This window comes from Streptomyces sp. NBC_00667 (assembly GCF_036226825.1).
Classification (GTDB): Bacteria; Actinomycetota; Actinomycetes; order Streptomycetales; family Streptomycetaceae; genus Streptomyces.
Genome location: NZ_CP109022.1, coordinates 1 through 18693, shown reverse-complemented (window position 1 = coordinate 18693; position 18693 = coordinate 1). Strand labels below are relative to the sequence as shown.

12 protein-coding genes and 3 pseudogenes are annotated in these 18693 nt (G+C 69.1%); 7 read left to right on the top strand and 8 right to left on the bottom strand.

Annotation, left to right across the window (positions count from 1 at the left end):
• Nucleotides 1-31 precede the first annotated feature (31 nt).
• The 6 genes and pseudogenes from OHA81_RS00070 to OHA81_RS00050 all read right to left on the bottom strand — a co-directional run.
• Nucleotides 32-871, bottom strand: a complete 840-nt coding sequence (locus OHA81_RS00070; RefSeq protein ID WP_329191493.1) for an MFS transporter — start codon at nucleotides 869-871, stop codon at nucleotides 32-34.
• Nucleotides 872-1085: 214 nt separating this feature from the next.
• Nucleotides 1086-1466, bottom strand: a pseudogene (locus OHA81_RS00065) (MFS transporter); the annotation flags it as partial.
• Nucleotides 1467-1558: 92 nt separating this feature from the next.
• A complete protein-coding gene (locus OHA81_RS00060) occupies nucleotides 1559-2302 on the bottom strand; it encodes a thioesterase II family protein (RefSeq protein WP_329191491.1) in 744 nt (247 codons plus the stop codon).
• A gap of 11 nt (nucleotides 2303-2313) precedes the next feature.
• Nucleotides 2314-6339, bottom strand: coding sequence for an acyltransferase domain-containing protein (locus OHA81_RS00055; RefSeq protein WP_329191489.1), 4026 nt, complete (start codon nucleotides 6337-6339; stop codon nucleotides 2314-2316).
• A gap of 66 nt (nucleotides 6340-6405) precedes the next feature.
• A pseudogene (locus OHA81_RS34495) lies at nucleotides 6406-6765 on the bottom strand (ketoacyl-synthetase C-terminal extension domain-containing protein); the annotation flags it as partial.
• A gap of 130 nt (nucleotides 6766-6895) precedes the next feature.
• Nucleotides 6896-7870, bottom strand: a pseudogene (locus tag OHA81_RS00050) (polyketide synthase); the annotation flags it as partial.
• Between the two features lie 154 nt (nucleotides 7871-8024).
• On the opposite strand from OHA81_RS00050, the gene OHA81_RS00045 reads away from it, so the two are divergent.
• Both OHA81_RS00045 and OHA81_RS00040 read left to right on the top strand, forming a co-directional pair.
• On the top strand, nucleotides 8025-8774 hold the full coding sequence (locus OHA81_RS00045; RefSeq protein ID WP_329201918.1) for a transposase family protein: 750 nt from the start codon (nucleotides 8025-8027) through the stop codon (nucleotides 8772-8774).
• 1081 nt (nucleotides 8775-9855) lie between these two features.
• The gene (locus OHA81_RS00040) at nucleotides 9856-10308 is read left to right on the top strand and encodes a hypothetical protein (protein WP_329191487.1); all 453 of its coding nucleotides are present in this window, start codon (nucleotides 9856-9858) and stop codon (nucleotides 10306-10308) included.
• Between the two features lie 605 nt (nucleotides 10309-10913).
• Here OHA81_RS00040 and OHA81_RS00035 read toward each other — a convergent pair.
• Nucleotides 10914-11318 carry a type II toxin-antitoxin system PemK/MazF family toxin gene (locus OHA81_RS00035; protein WP_329191485.1) on the bottom strand — a complete coding sequence of 135 codons (405 nt, stop codon included), beginning with the start codon at nucleotides 11316-11318 and terminating at the stop codon, nucleotides 10914-10916.
• A gap of 362 nt (nucleotides 11319-11680) precedes the next feature.
• On the opposite strand from OHA81_RS00035, the gene OHA81_RS00030 reads away from it, so the two are divergent.
• Entirely contained in the window at nucleotides 11681-12727 is a 1047-nt protein-coding gene (locus OHA81_RS00030; RefSeq protein ID WP_329191483.1) for an IS701 family transposase, read from the top strand.
• A 10-nt stretch (nucleotides 12728-12737) separates the two neighbouring features.
• Here the strand turns inward: OHA81_RS00030 and OHA81_RS00025 are convergent.
• A protein-coding gene (locus OHA81_RS00025) for an IS5 family transposase (protein ID WP_443056384.1) occupies nucleotides 12738-13573 on the bottom strand; the annotation gives its coding sequence in 2 pieces (ribosomal slippage) (nucleotides 12738-13216 and nucleotides 13216-13573; 837 coding nt in all).
• Between the two features lie 82 nt (nucleotides 13574-13655).
• Here OHA81_RS00025 and OHA81_RS00020 point away from each other — a divergent pair.
• The 4 genes from OHA81_RS00020 to OHA81_RS00005 all read left to right on the top strand — a co-directional run bounded on the left by OHA81_RS00020 (nucleotide 13656) and on the right by OHA81_RS00005 (nucleotide 18250).
• A protein-coding gene (locus OHA81_RS00020; RefSeq protein WP_329201916.1) for an IS5 family transposase occupies nucleotides 13656-14470 on the top strand; the annotation gives its coding sequence in 2 pieces (ribosomal slippage) (nucleotides 13656-13998 and nucleotides 13998-14470; 816 coding nt in all).
• A gap of 79 nt (nucleotides 14471-14549) precedes the next feature.
• A complete protein-coding gene (locus tag OHA81_RS00015; RefSeq protein WP_329191480.1) occupies nucleotides 14550-15086 on the top strand; it encodes a GNAT family N-acetyltransferase in 537 nt (178 codons plus the stop codon).
• A 1406-nt stretch (nucleotides 15087-16492) separates the two neighbouring features.
• On the top strand, nucleotides 16493-16876 hold the full coding sequence (gene gcvH / locus OHA81_RS00010) for a glycine cleavage system protein GcvH (protein WP_329191479.1): 384 nt from the start codon (nucleotides 16493-16495) through the stop codon (nucleotides 16874-16876).
• A gap of 954 nt (nucleotides 16877-17830) precedes the next feature.
• Nucleotides 17831-18250 carry a hypothetical protein gene (locus OHA81_RS00005; protein WP_329191478.1) on the top strand — a complete coding sequence of 140 codons (420 nt, stop codon included), beginning with the start codon at nucleotides 17831-17833 and terminating at the stop codon, nucleotides 18248-18250.
• Nucleotides 18251-18693 lie beyond the last annotated feature (443 nt).

Sequence of the window (18693 nt, the reverse complement as noted above, 5' to 3'; positions counted from 1 at the left end):
ACTGGGTTCGCGCGCTGTACAGCTCAGAGGATCAAGAGTCCCAGCGGAGTGGGGAATTCTTTGAGCGGGCGCGGCGACCAGGAGTCGTGCGGAGGGAAAGGATCCGGCTGTAGGAGACGGCAGCCAGGGCGGCGGCTGTCAGGGTGACCGCGCCTGCGGTCAGAGCCGTGGCGGTGAGGCCGTCGATGAAGGCATGCCGGGCTGCCAAGTTGGTTGAGGGGAGTGCGGTAGTCGGGGTGACTCCGGGTGGCGGAGTGCCGAGGTGGTTGGTGATGACGGTGGTGAGGACTGAGCCTTGGACGGCGACGCCGAGGGCGGCGCCGATCTGGCGGGTGGCGTCGTTTACTGCCGAGCCCAGACCGGCTTGGGCGGGTGGGACTGCACCCATGACGGCTTCCGTTCCGCAGGCCGCGACCAGACCGGCGCCGAGGCCGCCGATGAGTTGGAAGATCGCCAGGTGGCCGTACCCGGACGTCGCCCGGGTGTCGGCCAGGACGGCGAAGGCCGCGGTGACCAGGGCGAGTCCGGCCACGATCGGGGGACGGCAACCGTGACGGGCCAGCAACGGCAGTGCGGCCGCCGAGCCCACGGCGAGGGCTGCGGCCATGGGCAGGGTCCGCACGCCCGCCTCCAGAGGGGTGAAACGCAGGACGCCTTGCAGGTAGAGCGTGTTGACGAACAGCGCGCCGTAGAGGGCGAAGGAGAGCAGCGCCAGGGAGGTGGAGCCGCGTAGCACGCCGGGCCGGCGCAGCAGCGACCGTGGCAGCATCGCGCGCTCTGCACGGCGGCTTTGGTGGGCGGTAAAGGCGCTCAGGAGGGCGGCGGCCGTGGCGAACGCGGTCAGCACCGATGTGCTTGTCCATCCCTTCACCGGGCTTTCGATCACTGCCCAGACAAGGATCAGCAGACCGCACGCCGACAGGAGCGCGCCCACGACGTCGACCCGTTCCCCGCTCCCGGTTGCACGGCTTTGCGGAACCACACGCAGGGCCAGGACCAGGGCCAGGGCCACCAGTGGGACGTTTCACCCAGAATCCCGCGCGCCAGGACCACCGTTGGACCAGCATCCCTCCGATGACCGGCCCCATCATGCCGCCCAGGCCGAGCGTGGCCGCCCACAGGGCGATGGCCCGGCGCCGAAGGGCGGCTTCGGGGAAGAGGTTGCTGATGATCGACAGAGTGGCGGGCATCAGCAGTGCCGCTCCCGCCCCCATGCCGCAGCGGGCAGCGATCACAGGTCCCGGCGTCGGGGAGAGTGCTCCGAGTACCGAGGCCGCGCCGCACACCGCCAAGCCACAGATGAACGCGCGGCGGCGGCCAATCCGGTCCGTGGCGGCACCGGAGGTCAGCACGGTGCCGCCGAGGACCAGGGCGTACGCGTCGACGATCCACTGCACCTGGGCCATCGAGGGTCGCAGCTCGCGTTGCAGGTCGGGGACGGCGACGTTGAGGATGGTCAGATCCATGCCCAGGAGGAACAGGCCCAGGCAGACGACTGCGGGGGCCGCCCAGCGCTCGCGGGCCCGGCCCGGGTGGCCGTGGCGCCGGTCGTCACTGATCACCGGACCGCCATCTGCAGGTCCTTGGTCAGCTGCCGCACCAGGGCTGGTGCGTTTTCCTGCGGGTAGGTGTGACGGCCGGGGGAAAGACAGGGAGTGGCGGGGCCGGTGAACAGGTCGTTCCAGCCCTCCAGCTGGTCCGGCGGGACGAGGGGGTCCGCGGCGCCTCCGTACAGGGCCAGGTGGGTGTCCAAAGGCGGTTCCTCGTGGTGGCGCTGGTGCAGGCAGAGGACCATGTCGGCGAGATGTGGGGTGAGCAGGTGGGCGACCGTGTCCGGGTCCTTGAGCAGTTCGTCGGGGACAGGCCCCACCAGGTCGGAGAAGGCGCCGAGGCCCGACTTGAGCAGACCGGCCACGAGGCGGGTGACGGCTCCTCGGTGAGGTGCGGGCAGCGCGGACAGCGCGACCAGTACGGGCTGTACCCGCCCTGTGCGGCGCAGGCGACGGGCGGTCTCGTAGGCGAAGAGGGCGCCGAGGCTGTGTCCGAAGAGGGCGAACGGCCGCCGGTCGGCGGGGTTGTCGATGAGGGTGGCGAGTGCGTTGGTAAGGGCGCGGGGATCGGTCGTCGACGGTTCGTCTCGGCGGCTGCCGCGGCCGGGAAGGGCGATGGCGTATGCCTGGACGGTGGGCGGCAGTAGATCGGCCCAGGGCAGGTAGAACTCGGGGCCGGCGCCGCCGGGCGGCAGGCAGTACAGGCGTACGGCCGCGTCGGGGTGGTGGGCGAGGGGGAGGAGTGCGGGCATGGCGGGAGTCCTTAGCGGCGGGTTGTTTGAAGGCGGCCGAGGACGCGTTGGGCGAGCGCGGGGAGGTTCGGTGCGCCCATCAGTTCCAGGGTGGACAGGTCGCATCCGAGCCGTTGCTGGAGCAGGGTGGTGAGTTCGACGGCCAGCAGGGAGTCCATTCCCAGCTGGTCCAGGCGCCGAGCTGCTCCGGTCACTGGACCAGGCAGCGGCCGAAGTCGCGGCCTCATGACAACGATCTCCCCCTCGGCCGGCTCGTTGACCCTGCTGGGCCGCCAGCCGAGCCGGTAGCGCAGGCCAGGGTCGTCGAGAGTGAGGGTGTACGGGCCCGTGGCGGCCAGCGGCTGCGGGGTGTAAGGACGCACCCTCGTCACGAAACGCCCCTCCGCGGTGAGCAGCACCTCGTCGTCCGTCGAGCGGGCCGCCAGTTCCGCGGCGAGGCGGTGCTCGGCGCCCGGGGCGAGGGCGATCCGCCGTACGGTCAGGCGTGGCTGTTCGTTGGCGAGACTGCGTGCGGCTCCCCATAGGGCCGCTCCCGCCAGGGGCGGAGCGGCGTCGGCTCTGCACACGACGAGCCAGAGGGTGACCTCGCTTTCCTCGGCGGCGTGCCGGGTCGCGGTGGCGAGGGCACGCAGCGCGGCGCAGTCCCGCACAGCGCTCTCGATGGCATCGCACGCATCACCCCCGCCGCTGAGCAGGACCACCTCGTCGGTGTGGGCGAGGAGGTCGGCCCAGTGCTTGGGGTCCTCGCTCGCGGGCCGGCCCTTCGAGCCCAGTGCCGCGGCGGCAGCTGCGGCCAAGGGGCCGTCGGCCACGTGGGCGATCACCCGACGCGGCTCGGCGGGCGTCGGGAGCGGGTCGGCCGGGCGGGGCAGGCGCGCGGAGAGGATGACCGAGTGGTCTTCGTACGTAGGCTCGGTGGCTTCGCCGGGCTGGATGGTTCCCGTGTACCCGCATTCGTGGAGCACCGTGGGCCATGTCTCGCGTGCCAGCAGCGGTCCCTGGGGCCGCAGCTCGCTGTCCTCGGCGCTCCAGTAGGAGTCCAGCAGCCCGAAGATGGGGTCCAGCAGAGCACGGTTGTGGATTTCGACCGCGAGCAGCTGCCCGCCGTCGGCCAGCAGGTCGCCGATCCGGTGCAGGGTGTCTTTGACGTTCCGCGTGGCGTGCAGCACGTTCGCGGCGACGACGAGGTCATACGATGCGGGGGTGAAATCCTGGACGAGGGGATCCGCGTTGAGGTCGAAGCAGCGGTAGTCGACGAAGTCGTAGGCGGCGAATCGCTCCTGGGCCGCCGGGAAGAACGCGGACGACACGTCGGTGTAGGTGTACTGGGTGCGCTCGGGCGGCAGGCAGGCAAGCAGAGCGGACGTGAATCCGCCGGTGCCGGCGCCGACCTCGAGGACGCGCAGCGGCCGCCCGTCGGGCCTGGCAGCCAGGGACGCCGTCATCAGATGCCGGGCGATCTTGTACAGATGACGAATCGTGGGCGTGCTGTCGTAGAAGCGCGCGGCCAGGGCGTCGGGCTCGGCGAACAGCAGCGTGAGTGGATCGGTGTGGCCGCGCAGCACGTCCGCGAGGTGCAGCCCGCAGACGCCGTAGGCATGCAGGGTCGTGCCCTCGGTGGGATTTTCCAGCAGTGCTTCCCGAAAGAAGCGGTGCGGTTGCGGTTCCTCGGCGATGTACCAGCGGCCTGCCCCCACAGCAGTGAGGATGCCTTGGCGTACGGCGTCGGCGAGGAGGTGAGACAGCAGCTTGCGGTGCCGTGGTTCGACGCCTGCCGCGAACAGGTCTGCCATGGTGAAGTCAGCTGCGTCGGGAATCAATTTGCGTACGGCTGCGACCGTCATGTGAGCGGTCAGCCTCAGCCTTTGCGCCGTGAAACGGTGGTGGGGGAGTAGCCGCCACTGCCGGTCGGCCTCTGCCAGCTGTGGAGCACTGGCGGCGAGCGTCTCGGCGGGCGTCGGCCAAGGGGATGCGGTGAGACTCGCCGGGAGTGCGGCGGCTCGCTGGACCTCGGTCAGCTGCTGGGGCGCAGGCGCGCGGGAGGCGTCGTAGCGGCGCAGCCGGCAGCCATGTGCTTCGAGGACGACGGTGCCGTCGTCCGCCATGACGGTCAGGTCCCAGACCACCTCGCGGGCGGTGCGCATGCGGAGCTGGACGTGGATGAGGCCGGTGGCTGGCAGAGGTTCCCAGCAGCGGACGGTGTCGATGCCGGCGGGCAGGAAAGCGACCGCCTCGCCGCTGGCATCCGCGAGCAACGGCAGTCCCGCCTGGAGCGCGCCGTCGAGGACGGTCGGGTGGGCGAGGTGGCCTCCGGTGCCCTCGATGGCGGCTGTGAACTGGGCCAGCGCTTCGCTGCCGTCGGTGCGCAGGGCGGTCAGCGTACGGAAGGCGGGGCCGTAGGGCAGCCCGGCGCGGGCGCAGAGCGCGTAGTGGTCGGCCGCGTCGATCGTGCGGGGCAGGCGGGCGCGCAGGGCTGCCAGGTCGACGGCGGCCGGCCGGTCGCGCAGCAGCTTGCGTACCTTCCCGCGTGCGTGCTCGGTCCAGGTCTCGCTGCCCGGTTCCCGGCTGGAGACGGTGAAGCTGCCGTCGGGATCCAAAGCGGTGTGGACGTGCACGGTCCGGTCGGTGTCCAGGGCAGGCAGATCCAGGGCTCGGCCGATCGCCAGGCGGCTCAGCTCGGCGGGCGCGTCATGGGCGGCCTGCCCGCAGGTCAGGGCCATGTCCACGTAACCGGCCGCCGGCATCACCACGGTCTCGCCGACCCGGTGGTCGGCCAACCACAGCGGCGCCCCCGGAAGGAGTTCCTGCTGCCATGCGGGCCGTGGCCCGGACAGCCGCACTCCGAGCAGGGCATGCGCCGCCTGTTGCTGCCCGGACGTTCCCTCCTCCCCGTGCGGGCCTTCCTCCCACCACTGCGGACTGCCGTTCCAGTGCCGCTCGCGCTGCCACGGGTACGCGGGCAGGTCCGCCACCCGGCCCGGGCGCGGAAAAGAGACGTCCCAGTCCGTCTCGGCCCCGCACGCCAGCAGCTCCACCGTAGCGGTGTCCAGCGCACCGGGTCCCGACCCGGTGCGGGTGAGGGTGGGGACGACGGCTACCTGGCGCGGCCCGTTCGCCGTGGTGCGCCGCAGATAGGCGCCGAGCACGGGGTGCGGGCCGAGTTCCAGCAGAACGTCGCAGCCCGCCTCGTCGACGAGGACGCCTGTCGCGTCCGCGAACCGTACCGGCTCACGGACGTTGCGCCACCAGTACGCGGCATCGAGGTCCCGGCCGTCGGAGATGCGTCCGGTGACCGTGGAGACCAACGGAATGCGGGCGGATTGCGGGGCCAGTCCCGCCAGTGCGTCCGCGAGGGGACGGCGCAACTCGTCCATGGCCGTGCTGTGGAAGGCGTAGTCGAGCCCGAGGTCGCGGAAGAACACGCCGCGCTCGTCCAGCAGTTCACCCAAGGCCGCGAGCGCCTCGGCGTCCCCGGCGACCGTCACATCCCGGCCGCTGTTGATTCCCGCGACGACCAGCCGCCCCGTACATCCGGCCTCTGCGATCAGCTTCCCGGCGTCCTCGTCGGCGAGCCCGACGGCCGCCATTCGCCCGGAGCCGGCCGTGGTGCCCTGAGCTCGGCTGCGGGCGGCGATGACCTGGCAGGCGCTCGCCCGGTCCAGCGCTCCCGCACAGTAGGCGGCCGCGACCTCGCCGACACTGTGGCCGCAGATCGCGGTAGGCGCGAACCCACGCGCGGCCAGGGCCGCGACCAGGCCGGCCTGGACCGCGAACAGCATCGGCTGCGCGATCTCGGTGCGCTGCCACGATGCCGGATCCCGTGGCGCGGCCATCTCCTCTCGAACCGACCAGCCGAGCAACGGCCGCAACACGCCGTCGACGGCGTCGACCTCGGCCGTGAAGTGATCGTCGGTGCCGAGGAGCTCCGCCCCCATACCGACCCACTGCGCCCCGTTGCCGCTGAAGACGAAGCCGACGCGGCCGTGCTCCACCGCGGTGGCGCGGGCCGCGCCCGGCGCGGGGTCGCCATCTGCCATGCGGCGCAGCGTACGGGCGGCCTCGTCTGGGTCTGTCGCCAGCAACGCGATCCGGTGCTCGTAGCGGGCCTGGCGACGGCATGCGGTGAAGGCCGTGTCGTAGAAGGCGTCAGCCGGCAGAGCGTCGAGGTGCGCGGCCCAGTGGGATGCGGCGGCTTCGAGCGCGGTCGACGTGCGGGCGGACAGGAAAAGGGGGAGCCGGACGCCGCGGGTCGTGGCGGGTTGCCCAACCGCGGTCGGGGCCGACGCTGGAGCAGTGTGCAGGGCCCGGGCGGAATCGGGGACGAGAGACGGAGCAGGGGCGGGGGCAGGGGTGGGCGCGGGAGCGAGCACCACGTGAGCGTTGGCGCCGCCGAACCCGAAGGAGTTTACGCCGACCACGGCGTTCGCCGTTGGGGGAGGGCGTCCCGGCAACCTCCTGCGCATCGAACGAACGCGCCTCGGTCACGGGCTCCAGTCCCAGTCCGGCGAAGTCGATCCGCGAGCTGAGCGGCGCCGCGTGCAGGGTCGCCGGAATGGACCGCTCGCGCAGCACCAGCAAGGCCTTGAGCAGTCCGGGCACGCCGGACGCCGCCTCCAAGTGGCCCAGGTTCGACTTCACCGAACCGATCGGCAGTGGCCGACCCGACGTGCGCTGCCGCCCCAGTACCTCGCCGAGCGCCGCGCACTCCACCGGATCGCCGGCCTGGGTCCCCGTGCCGTGCGCCTCGATGTACGCCACCTCATCGGCGCAGACACCCGCCTCGACATATACCCGCTCCAACAGGGCCGCCTGGCTGCGCGCGCTCGGCAGCGCCAGCCCCGCCGTGCGACCGTCCGCGTTGACGGCGCTGGCGAGGATCACGCCATGGATGCGGTCGCCGTCGGCGCGGGCCGCCGCGAGAGGCTTGAGGACCAGCACTCCGGAGCCCTCGGACCGCACATAGCCATCCGCGCTCTCGGAGAAGGGATGACACCGTCCGGTCGGCGAGAGCATCGACGCCTGAGCGAAGCCCACGCTCTCCCAGCGATCGAGCAGCACGTTCACGCCGCCCGCCAGCGCGAGCGAGCTGCGTCCGGAGCGCACCGCCTCGCACGCCTTATGCACGGCGCTGAGCGTCGACGAGCACGCGGTGTCCACAGCGAGCGACGGGCCGCGCAGATCGAAGACGTACGAGACGCGGTTCGCGGTGTTGCAGGACGCTGAGCCGCTCATGGTGTAGGCGTTCAACGTGCGCGGCCGCCGCTGCTGCAGTGAGCTGTACCCGTGCGACGACACGCCCACATACACCGCCGTGTCACTGCCGGCCAGCGCCGCCGGATCGATGCCCGCGTCGCCGAACGCCTCGACAACGCATTCCAGGATCAGACGCTGCTGCGGGTCGATGCGCGACGCCTCCTTCGGTGAGATCCCGAAGAAGTCCGCATCGAACGAGGAGACGTCATCCAGGAAGCCGCCCGCGGCCGTGTACACGCGCCCCTCGCGCAGCCGCCCGTCGGCCGACACGAAGCGCGCCACATCGAACCTGTCGCCCGGAACCGTCCCAACCAGGTCCTGGCCGTTCGCCAGCGTGGCCCACAGGGCGTGCAGTGGGCCTTTTCAGAGTGGCCACCGGTCGGGTGAGGCCGGTGTCCCACAACGCACGAGGCTCCCGTGCCGTTGAGAGAGGTGTTCGATGTCTCAACTCATCAGCACAGGAGCCTCGTTGGTTCCCTATCCTGCCGCACTCGACCTGCCTCACGCCCTGGTCGAGTGGGTAACCATGCTCATCGTCACCCGTGAGGGTGACCGACGCTGCAAGCTCCCGCCCCACCAGCGTGCGCTCGTGGGTCTGGTCTACCTTCGCCGACACGACACGCTCGCGCAGATCGCCGCCGGCTGCGGCATATCCGTCGGCACGGCCCACGCCTACGTCACAGCCGTCGTCGTTCACCTGTCCCGCCGGGCACCCGGACTGCTGCGTGTCCTGCGAGAGGCCGATCCCGATCACGTCCTGCTCGACGGGACGCTCGCCGAGTGCGACCGCGTCGGCGACAGCCGGGCCGACTTCTCCCAGAAGCACCGCCGTCACGGCGTGAATGTGCAGGTCGTGGCCGATCCCGCAGGCAAGCTGCTGTGGATCTCGCCCGCACTGCCCGGCCGCACCCACGACCTGACCGCGGCCCGCACCCACCTCATCATCCGGATCTGCGAACGCCAGGGCGTGCCCATCCTCGCCGACCGCGCCTACATCGGGGCCGGCTCATGGGTGACCACACCGATCAGACGGCTACCCCATCAAGACCTCACCGCGACCCAGCAGACGATCAACCGGGCCCTGTCGGCGGCGCGAGCACCGGTCGAACGAAGCATCGCGCGACTGAAGTCCTGGCGCGTCTTCCGCAGAGCCCGCTGTAGCCCCAACCGCATGACCGTCATCGCCGCCGCCATCCTCACCCTGGAGCGTCAATGCTGAAAAGGCTCAGTGAGCGGATCCCGCCCGGCAGCCGCAGCCCCACACCCACGATCGCCACGGCACCGCCGTCGGCTTCCTCAGACAAGGGCAAGGCATGGTCGGTAGAAGTCACGGGCGTTCTCCAAGGAGTCACCGAAGCTCAGTTCGAGCGTGCCCACGTTCATGGGACACGTCTCCAACAACTTCCTGGACCAGCTCGCGGTTACTGGGCGCCAGTGCTCCGACCTCCGTGAACGCCGCGCCGAAACAGCGCAGCGACGCCTTGGCGGAAGCGCGCTGGTGTACGGGCCGCCACGTGGCTGCCCGCCCCCGGCTCGTCCCGCTCTGACTGGCCGGCCGCGTGGGCGGCTGCCGGGCTGCCCGGTTCCCCGGCGTCGCCCCGGCCGTTCAAGGGCTGGATCATTTTGCCAGTGGTGCGGCCGATCGGGCGAGGCCGACCCAGGACGCCATGGGAGCTGGGGTGTGGGGCGCTACACGCCGGGTGTGTGATCAACCGGCACCGGGGTGGGCCCAGCGCGAAAGCGCGCTGGGCCCACGACTTCGGGGTGTCTCCCAACGGGTACTCGGGTACGCCACGACCGCTCGGTATCGGCCCGCCTGGAGGCCGCCGATTAGCGTGGGCCAGGTGGTGAACGCGTCGTCGGACCAGCGGGGAACCACGTAGGCTGTCCAGGACCGGGAGCAGCGTGGCCAGCAGCCGGAGGGGCCCGCGATCTCGACCTGGCGCCACAGCTCGGCGCCAGAGTGAGTGCCGTCCAGTCGGCGCGGCGTGGAGGTCTGCACACCAACCAGGGCGGCCAGCTCCCACCACTGCGCGGTGCCCTCCTGTTCCCGGGCGGCGTCGGTGGCTACGTTCTTCTCGGCCGGTTCATGCTGGCGTGCGGTCTCGGCGCGGGCATGTGCTGGCGCGACGGCGGGAATGGCGTCAAGGCGCTACTCCCGGGCCACGCCGTCACAGTCGGCGAGCACGCCTCGCTGCTCTGGCGTCCTTTCCTCGTGCAGGGCTGGTACCCCGAAACACCTCAAAGCGGCCTGGTTTGCCCGATACGCTGCCCTCCACCGGCAACCCGAGGAGCACGCCTTGACCCGACTTCGGCACCTTCTGACCGCCTCCACCGTGATGGCCGCGTCCCTGCTCACCGCCGTCCTGGCCACCGCGCCGGCCGAAGCAGCCGGAAAGTCCTGGGGCAAGCTCTATGCCCGCGACGACTCCGGGAAGCTCGCCCGCGCCTACGGGGACTTCGCCAACAACGGCGGCGTTTACGCCACCGTCGGCGCCAACTGGGACGATCTGCGTCGCAGCGACCACAACCCCGTCTACGTCGAAGCGGAGTTCTTCTTCCTCAAGAACGGGAAGTGGGAGAGCGCGGGGACGACCCAGACCCCGCGCACCGACACCTCCGCCAGCGGCTCCATGTCGCGCAAACTGCGCCACGACGCCCACGCCGCACGCGCGGTCATCAAGGTGTGTGTCGACCGGGCGCACTGGTCCGACATCTGCTCGCCCCAAGCGGTCGTCTCGTTCAGCTACTGACGCTCAGGGGATGACGGCGTTCGCGTCAGTGCCGCGCAGTCGTTGCAGCCGATGCCGCAGGGGCCCCCTCCCCGAGATGACGCCCGACGAACTCTCCACCCCGACTACATGCGCGCCACCGGCGAGTACCCGCCCCACTTCTAGCGGGCCCCTGGCGCGTGGCGCCTGGTAGGGGCGGGGCGTGCCGCGGGGTGGCCATGGCATGCGCGGAACCACTGCGGAGGAGCCGACGCCCGCTTCGACCCCAAGCCCAACGCAGCAGACAGCCTCGCCACCTTCGTCAACGCCCTTGCTACGCGGCGTTTAGTTGTCTATGGGGCCGCCGCGGAGGCTGTTTGGTGGGGTCGGCGCTTGGTTTGTGCTGGTCAGGTCGGTACGCGCGCCGCGTCAGGGACGGTGTGATGCAGCGAGGCTGGTGTCACTGTGATGAGTTGGCCTGGACAACGGAGCGCGGCGTAGCAGGCGAGGCACAGCGCGTCTTGGCCCTAATACTCCAGCCGTAGATCGTGTTCTCGAGGGTGAGGGGCGTCGAGGCGGCAGGTGTCCAGCGTGGATCATCTCGCCCGAGATCGCCCAGCCGTCGCGGGCGTCAGCTCCTTCTCCGTCTACCCGAGTTCACCGCGACGGAGGGCGTCCCTTATCTCGCTGAGCTTCGCGGTCGTTGCCGCGGTCTGCTCCTGTGCTTGTTCAGCGAGTCGGATGGCATCGTCGATCTCGCTGAGCTTCCTGGAAGACAGGACGGCCGCCCGCTCTACCAGGTCGTCCCGGGACACGGTGGTCAGCCACGTGCACGGGGTGAAGCCTGGACGCGGGAACGCGAGCCGCACCACGCCTTCGAGCGGCAGCCCTTCACCGGCGCCGACCGTCACTTCGATGCCCAGACCGCTGATGTCGAAGCCCGCCGGAGCGACGACCTGCATCACCTGGAACCCGGACGCGTCGTCTCCTGACAGCAGTACGACCAACCTCCGCTCGTCGAACTGGACCCACCAGACTTCGCCACGTTGCACAAGTCCTCCGATACACAGGACGGCAGGCCGACGCTGCGCGACCTGACGCGGTGTGGATACGGGTGCGGCCACCGTTGATCATCGGTGTGTGAAGACAAACGATCATGCGGTGGCTGCAGGTCACAGCGTAGACCCTGCCTCGCTGGCAGGAGGCGTTCGAGGGCCTGATGAGCCGGATAGCGGGGCGCTTCACACGGGTCGAATCCCGCCGCCGGGCCCGGAAGTTGGTACTCGGCATGTTGTCGGACCTGCCGCGCAGGAACTGCTGGACCATCGCCGAGTGGGCCGGGGACAGGACCCCGGACGGCATGTAGCACCTGCTCGGGAGAGTGAAGTGGGATGCCGACCGGATCCTTGACGAGGTGGGTGACTACGTGGTGGGGCATCTGCACGACGGCGAGGCGGTGCTGGTGGTCGACGAGATGGGTGACGTGAAGAAAGGCACCGACACCGTTGGAGTCCAGCGGCAGTACACCGGCACCGCGGGCAGGATCGAGAACGCCCAGGTCGCCGTCTACCTGGTCTACGCCAGCCGCCGCGGGTACGCCGCAGTGGACCGGAAACTCTATGTTCCTCGTTCCTGGACCTCCGATCCCGACCGCTGCCGGGCCGCCGGCCTCGGTGACAACACAAAGTTCGCGACCAAGCCGGAGCTGGCCGCTCGCATGGTCACCCGATGCCTCGACGCCGGCCATCGGGCCGCCTGGGTCGCGGGAGACGAGGTCTACGGCGGCAACCCGAGGCTGCGCACCGCGCTGGAGGAACGGGGCACCGGCTACGTCCTCGCGGTGGCCTGCTCGCACGAAGCCACCACAGGCGCCGCGCCGGGAGGTTTCGCGCCGACATGTTGGCCAGGAGGGTGCCCAAGAGGGCCTGGCAGAAGCTGTCCGCAGGGGCCGGAGCCAAGGGCCACCGCTTCTATGACTGGGCCGTCATCGACCTCGCCGATCCCCCGGCCCGGGAGCCGGCAGCTGCTGATCCGCCGCAACCGCAGCACCGGCGAACGTGCCTACTACCGCTGCTACTCGCCTGCCGCAGTGCCGCTGACCACCCTGGTGTGCGTCGCTGGATCAAGGTGGCGGGTCGAGGAGTTTTTCCAGTCCGGCGAGGGCCTGGCGGCCCTGGACGAGCACCAGGTCCGCCGCTACCCGTCCTGGTCCCGCTGGGTCGCCCTGGCCATGCTCGCGCATGCCTTCCTCGTCGTCCTCTGTGCGAACGAACACGAGGGTCATTGCTCGCCCGACGAGCTGATACCGCTCACTTGTGACGAGATCCAACGACTGTTCATCACGCTTGTCAACCGGACCGTCTTTGACCCTGTCCACCGACTTCGCTGGTCCCTCTGGCGACGCCGCCACCAGGCTCGATCCCAGACCAGCCACTACCGGCGTCAAGCCGCTCAAGCATGAAGATCACGATCTACGGCTGTGGTACTAAGACGTCGTTCCATTTGGTGAGGCGGCGGTGGCAGATGAGGGCGGCTGCTATGCCAGCGAAGGCGAGGAAGTGTTCTGCCTTGCGTTCGTAGCGGCGGTGGAGTCGGCGGCAGCCGGCGAGCCAGGACACGGTCCTCTCGACGACCCAGCGGTGGCGGCCGAGCCGCTTTGAGGACTCGATGCCCTTGCGAGCGATGCGGTGGCGGATGCCGCGTTTGCGGAGCCATCGCCGCAGGTGGTCGTAGTCGTAGCCCTTATCTGCGTGGAGCTTGCCGGGTCGGCGTCGACGCGGTCCTCGCCGGGACCGGATCGGCGGGATCCCGCGCACGAGCGGTTCAAGGCCCAGGCTGTCGTGCATGTTCGCGCCGGAGATGCCCAGCGAGAGAGGCAGTCCGTTCCGGTCGGTGATCAGGTGGATCTTCGATCCCAACTTGCCTCGGTCGGTCGGATTCGGTCCTGTCAGTGGCCCCCTTTTGCCGCCCGGAGGCTGACGGAGTCGATCGCACACCGGGACCAGTCCAGTTCCCCGCGGGCGCCGAGTTCGTCGAGTATGACGCGGTGGAGCCGGGCCCAGACACGGGCCCGGCTCCATTGGGCGAAGCGTCGGTAGACGGTCTGCCAGCTCGGGCCGAACACCGGCGGCAGTTGCCGCCACGTGCATCCTGAGGTCGCCACGAAGACGATCGCGGCCAGGGCCTCGCGGTCACCCGCCCGGCGCCGGCCGCCGCCCTGCGGACGTATCACCTCTGTCGGAGGCACCACCCGCCGGAACAACACCCACAACTCAGCCGGCACCAGCCGCTCAATCAGATCCGCCATGCACGGTTCAACGAACGATCACGCCATAAGAAACGCTGTCTAAGACCGTGTCCTACATGGCTGGTTGTCCGTTGTGCTCGTCATGGGGAGTGGACGGTGGGGATGGATCGTTCCGGACGGGCTGTGGGAGATAGCGAAGCCGTTACTACCTCCTGCTCGCGTGCGGCCGCAGGGTGGTGGGGTCGCGAACATCGATGACGAGGCGGTGTTCGCCGCGATTGTCTACGTGCTCGTCAGTGGATGCGCGTGGCGGGCTCTGCCGCCGTGTTTCGGGGCGTCGAAGTCGACCGTGCATCGCCGGTTCTTGATCTGGTCGCGTGCCGGTGTCTGGGGCCGGCTGCACCAGAAGGTGCTCGAGCTCCTGGACGGCCACGGTCTGGTCGACCTGTCCCGGGCGGTCCTCGACTCCGCTCATGTCCGCGCTAAAAAGGGGGCGAACTTGCAGGTCCGAGCCCCGTGGACCGGGGTAAGTCCGGTTCCAAGATGCATGTCCTGTCCGACGCGGCAGGACTGCCCCTACGCGTCGGACTCTCCGCGGCCAACACCCACGACAGCCAGGCCCTGAAGCCGATGCTGTCCCATTTCCACATGGGACACGAATCCCACGCAGCCGATTCCAAGCCCCAGCGCCTGCATGCTGACAAGGCATACGACATCCCTGAACTGCGGAAATGGCTCTGGGGCAAGCGCATCGGCGTCCGTATCGCACGGAAGGGCATCGAGTCCAGCGAGCGACTCGGGCGACGCAGGTGGGTCATCGAACGGACCATGTCCTGGCTCACCGGCTACCGCCGGCTCAACCACCGCTACGAACGAAAACCAGGCAACTACCTGGCCTTTCTTGGCCTCGCCGCAGCCCTCTGCTGCTACAAGCGGTTCCTCAAACTGACCATGTAGGACACGGTCTAACGGGGGCCCTGCAGTGTCGGTGGAGAATCGCTTGGCCAGTGCTCGGCGGAGAGATCATCATGTGGCAATGTCTGAGAACCGATTCTCTGTGGCACTGACCGTGATGCGGCTCCCCCAGTACACCAAGGCGGACCAGGAAGAGATCCTTGGCAACAGCGATGATCCCTTCGGTGTCTCCTCGACCGGTTTGACCTGGCTGCCGAAAGAAGAACACTTCGGCATCAGACACGAAGACCGGCTCGTGGCACACGCTGGCCTGCTGCGACTGCCTGTCGCGATCGGCGACGCCGCGACAGAGGTGGTGGGCGTCGGCGGGGTGGCCGTCGCACCCAGCATGCAAGGCCATGGCCTTGCTCGGCTCGTCGTCAACGCTGCCCTGGAGCACGCCCGCACGATGGGTCCTCAGCACGCACTCCTGTTCTGCCGTCCTCCCCTCGTGTCGCTCTACAAGCGCCTCGGATGGCACCCGCTCGACACCGACGTACTCGTCGAACAACCCGAAGGCCGCCTGGTGACCATGCCGCTGCGGACTATGGTGACGCCCCTGCGCGACGACGCCCGCTGGCCGTCAGGGCCAGTACGGCTGTTCTCGCTCCCTATGTGACAGAGGGCCGCCCGGCCCGGCGACCAAGGGTTCACCCATGAGTGTCGGGTCTCGGTTACGAACCCAACCCGCCTCACCAACCAATCCAGTCGCCGCAGGTCAACAAGAACAGAACGACTAACTTCACTGTCAAAGGACAGCCCCGGGGGTCACGACGTCCCGGGGCCTCCACTTCGCTGCCTGCTACACCGAAGGTGCTTGTCCAGCGGGCCGCAGCTGGTGCCCCTCCTGGCATCGTTTGGTTTTGGGCTGGGTCAGGTCGGCGTGACGGGCGTCGTGGATTCTGCATCGGCTGGCGACAGCGACTTGCACCGCGTTGCGGTGTTCTGAGCTGGGCTGGGAGGGGAGGACGTGTCGTCCGCTTGGTGCAGGTGCGTGTCGTTTCGCGGGTAGAAGGCGTGACGCCTGTGTAGGGACGGAGGCGCCGCGGGGCGGCCGACTTCGCTACTGCGGCCATTCCCTCCCGAGCTGGCGAGGTGATGTGCGAGGGCGGCGTTCAGCGCGACGGCGAGCTTGCGGATCCGCCTTCGCCCTGCACAGTCGTGCAGCAGCGGCCCCGCGGTGGGTGTGCTCCCGCGACGGTGCGTGCCCCGGATGCCGCTGTCACGGTGCGCGCTACGGGACGTGGTTCCAAGCTGAGGGGTGGGTGCCGGAAGCGGTCCGGCACCCCATGGTTGAGAGGAATCCGTCGTGGAGACAGCAGAGCTGGAGAGCTAGGTCCATGAGCTGGAGAAGGCCTTGGCTGTGGCGGAGGCCACCCAGTCCGGCGCGCAGGCCGCGCAGGCAGGCACGCAGGCCGGTATGACCTCGATTTCTCCGCGGCTCACGCCGGAACCTGGGCCGTCATGGGTGCCGGGAGCGTCGCCCTGGTGGTGGGTCTGTTCCTGGGCATGGCCATCAGCAGGCAGAACGCCTGAGTAGGGCACGGCAGCTGCTGATCCTGCCGACCACGGTCTCCCGCAGGCTGCGCCTGTGGGAGACGGTGCTGTATGGGAAGGCTGCGGTCGTGCTGGCCGGCGACGCGGAGGGGGAGGACCGAGTCTCCGGCTGGTCCAGTGGTGGAATCCGTTGCACCGGAATTGACCCGCCGGTATGTCGGCGCCACCACGGCAGCCGATCCCGCCGACGGCGCCCGGTGAGCATTCAGGCGGCCTGGTGTCACGGGACCAGGAGCGGCTGACTCCGGGAGTCCCGGTGGCTCGGTCGCGCGCCGTATGGTCGGCGTCCCTGCCCTTGCTCCGTTCGAGGGCGACTGCCTCTCCTCCGAACAGATGCACATGTACGAACAGATGCACATGTACGACTGTGGACACCACTTTGTCCGTTAGTTTGAGGAAATTCGGCGCGAGCTGGGTGATCTCGGGCATGCTGGGTCCGCTGATCATTTACGACCCTGTGGAGCGAGCATGTCGTATGTTCCTGCCGGCCTTCGGTTCGCCAAGTCGCATGAGTGGGCGCGTTTGGAGTCGGACGGCACGGTGACGGTCGGGCTCAGTGACCATGCCCAAGAGATGCTTGGCGGCATGGTGTACGTGGAGCTGGCAGAGGTCGGCCAGGTCTTGGCGGCCGGCGCTGGTGCGTGTGTCGTCGAGACGGTGCAGGCCGCGTCGGACATCTACGCGCCGGTCGGTGGTGAGGTGATCGCCGTGAACGACGAGTTGACCGGAAGCCCGGAGCGCCTTAACAAGGAGCCCTACGCATCCTGGCTCTTCAAGCTCAAGCCGTCTGACAAGTCCGAGCTTGACAAGCTCATGGACGCGGCCGGATACAAGGCAGCCATCGACGAGTGATCTGCACGGCTGCCAAGCCTTGGGCGGGGTCGGTTGTCACTCGGATGGACGGGGCACCTATCCACAAACATCTTGGAAAAGGTCCTCATCCACATCCCCCGGCTCCGTCCGAGCAGCGCCCCGGCTTGGACGGTTCTCTCCGCACCTGTGTCTCGGCCTTCGTCTGCTCAAAGCTCACGGGCAGTGAGGCTTTCTGAGCCCGCCCGAGGCCGCTGACACGGGAGTCCGCAGTTGTAACTACGAGCGCGACGCCATGTGCCGGGTCATCACCGGTCGTGAGGCATCGCAGCCGACCGCCCGCAGCCGGGCGGGGCGCGTCCCGGTGGAGGTGGCTCCACGGAGCCGCTGGTGGGGGATCAGGTTCTGACTGGCGGTCGTCTGTCGGCCGTCACTGACCTGCGCTACCGGCCACGGCGTCACCTGCACCGTGATCTTGGACAATGGCCGCGTCACCGTCGCGCACTCGCCGGGCTGGTGAGCGGCTGGCGGCCGTGTTGGCTCATTGAATCTGCGCAGAGAACGGGGTGGGAGAGCTTCTGATCTGCGGGTTTCTAGCTCGGCACCCGAGGGGAGCAACTGCGCACCGGGGGTCTGAAACCAGAGTTGATCCGCGTTCCAGAATGAAGCACTACCTCCGGGCGGCGACCGTCCAACTCTGAGTGGTGAGGTGCTGGCCTTTCCTAGGGCGGGGTGCCGACCACCTTGCCTGCTCCAGTTCCCCTTTGTTGGCGGGCTGTGGAGCGGCCGTTGCCTCGGTATAGAGGGGGGTCGTTCCTCGTGGTTGGCCGGGGTGGGGTTGTGGTCGCTCGTTTGGCATATGCCCGGATTGATAGGGCGGGCACTGTGGGTAATGGGTGGAGGCCACAGGCTCCCCGTGTAGAGGGGTGGGTGTGTGGCTTGGCGGCTCCGGTGTGGGGTCGTTTGTGGTGTTGGACTGTGACAGGAGGAGTCGGGATGCCTGAGAGCAATGCTGGTGACGGAATGGAGTATGGGATGTACCGCCCTCCCCTTCCTCCGGAATTCGGCTTTGAGCCGGACCGGGCCCGAGGGGATGGGATGGAGGAGGACGATCTTGAGATCACTGTCAGTGAGCTGCGGGCGAATCCCGAGACGGAGGTGCGGATTGTGACCCTTTCTGGGGGTGGGAATCCGAAGTTCGATGACGGGATCGTTCGGGAGGTGAAGTGCGTGAATGCCGATGAGGACATTTACGCGGTCACGTTGTACAGCCCGGTGTGCAACAGGGAGACGGTCATCTATCCGAAGGGTTCGGCTCTGGTCACGGTGCCTTCGCGGACTGCCAATGCGGTCCTGAATGCGGAGGGGCAGCATGAGCGTGACATGGAGGAGAGGAAGCCTGGTTGGGGGGCGTGAGCGGCTTGGCTGCGTAGCCGGCTGCAAGCCTGGGGCGCAGGAGAAGGCAGTCATGGGCCTCCGGGGGCGGCGTTCAGCCTTGCCTGGCCAGCCTTGAGAGCTCCGCAGGCCAGGAGCCGACTGACACACCCCTCTCTGCCGCCAGCCAGCCCGCGGAGTGGGCTGGCTGGCGGCAGAGAGGGCAGGGCCCGGGTGGGGGAGCGGAGCGGACCCGCCTAACGGGCCGCAGGTCCCGACCCCGTGAAACGGGGTCACGCAGGCCTGCGGAGCAGGCCGTTCGGGGTGGAGCGAAGCGGAACCCCGAACTAGTCCGGAGCGAAGCGCAGGACTCCGGCCCGAAGGGCAGGCCACTGCCCGGAGCGAAGCGGAGGGCCTAGGCGCCGAAGGCGCCCAGGCCGAGCGCAGCGAGGCCATTCTCTCCTGAGCGCGCAGCGCTCAGGTAC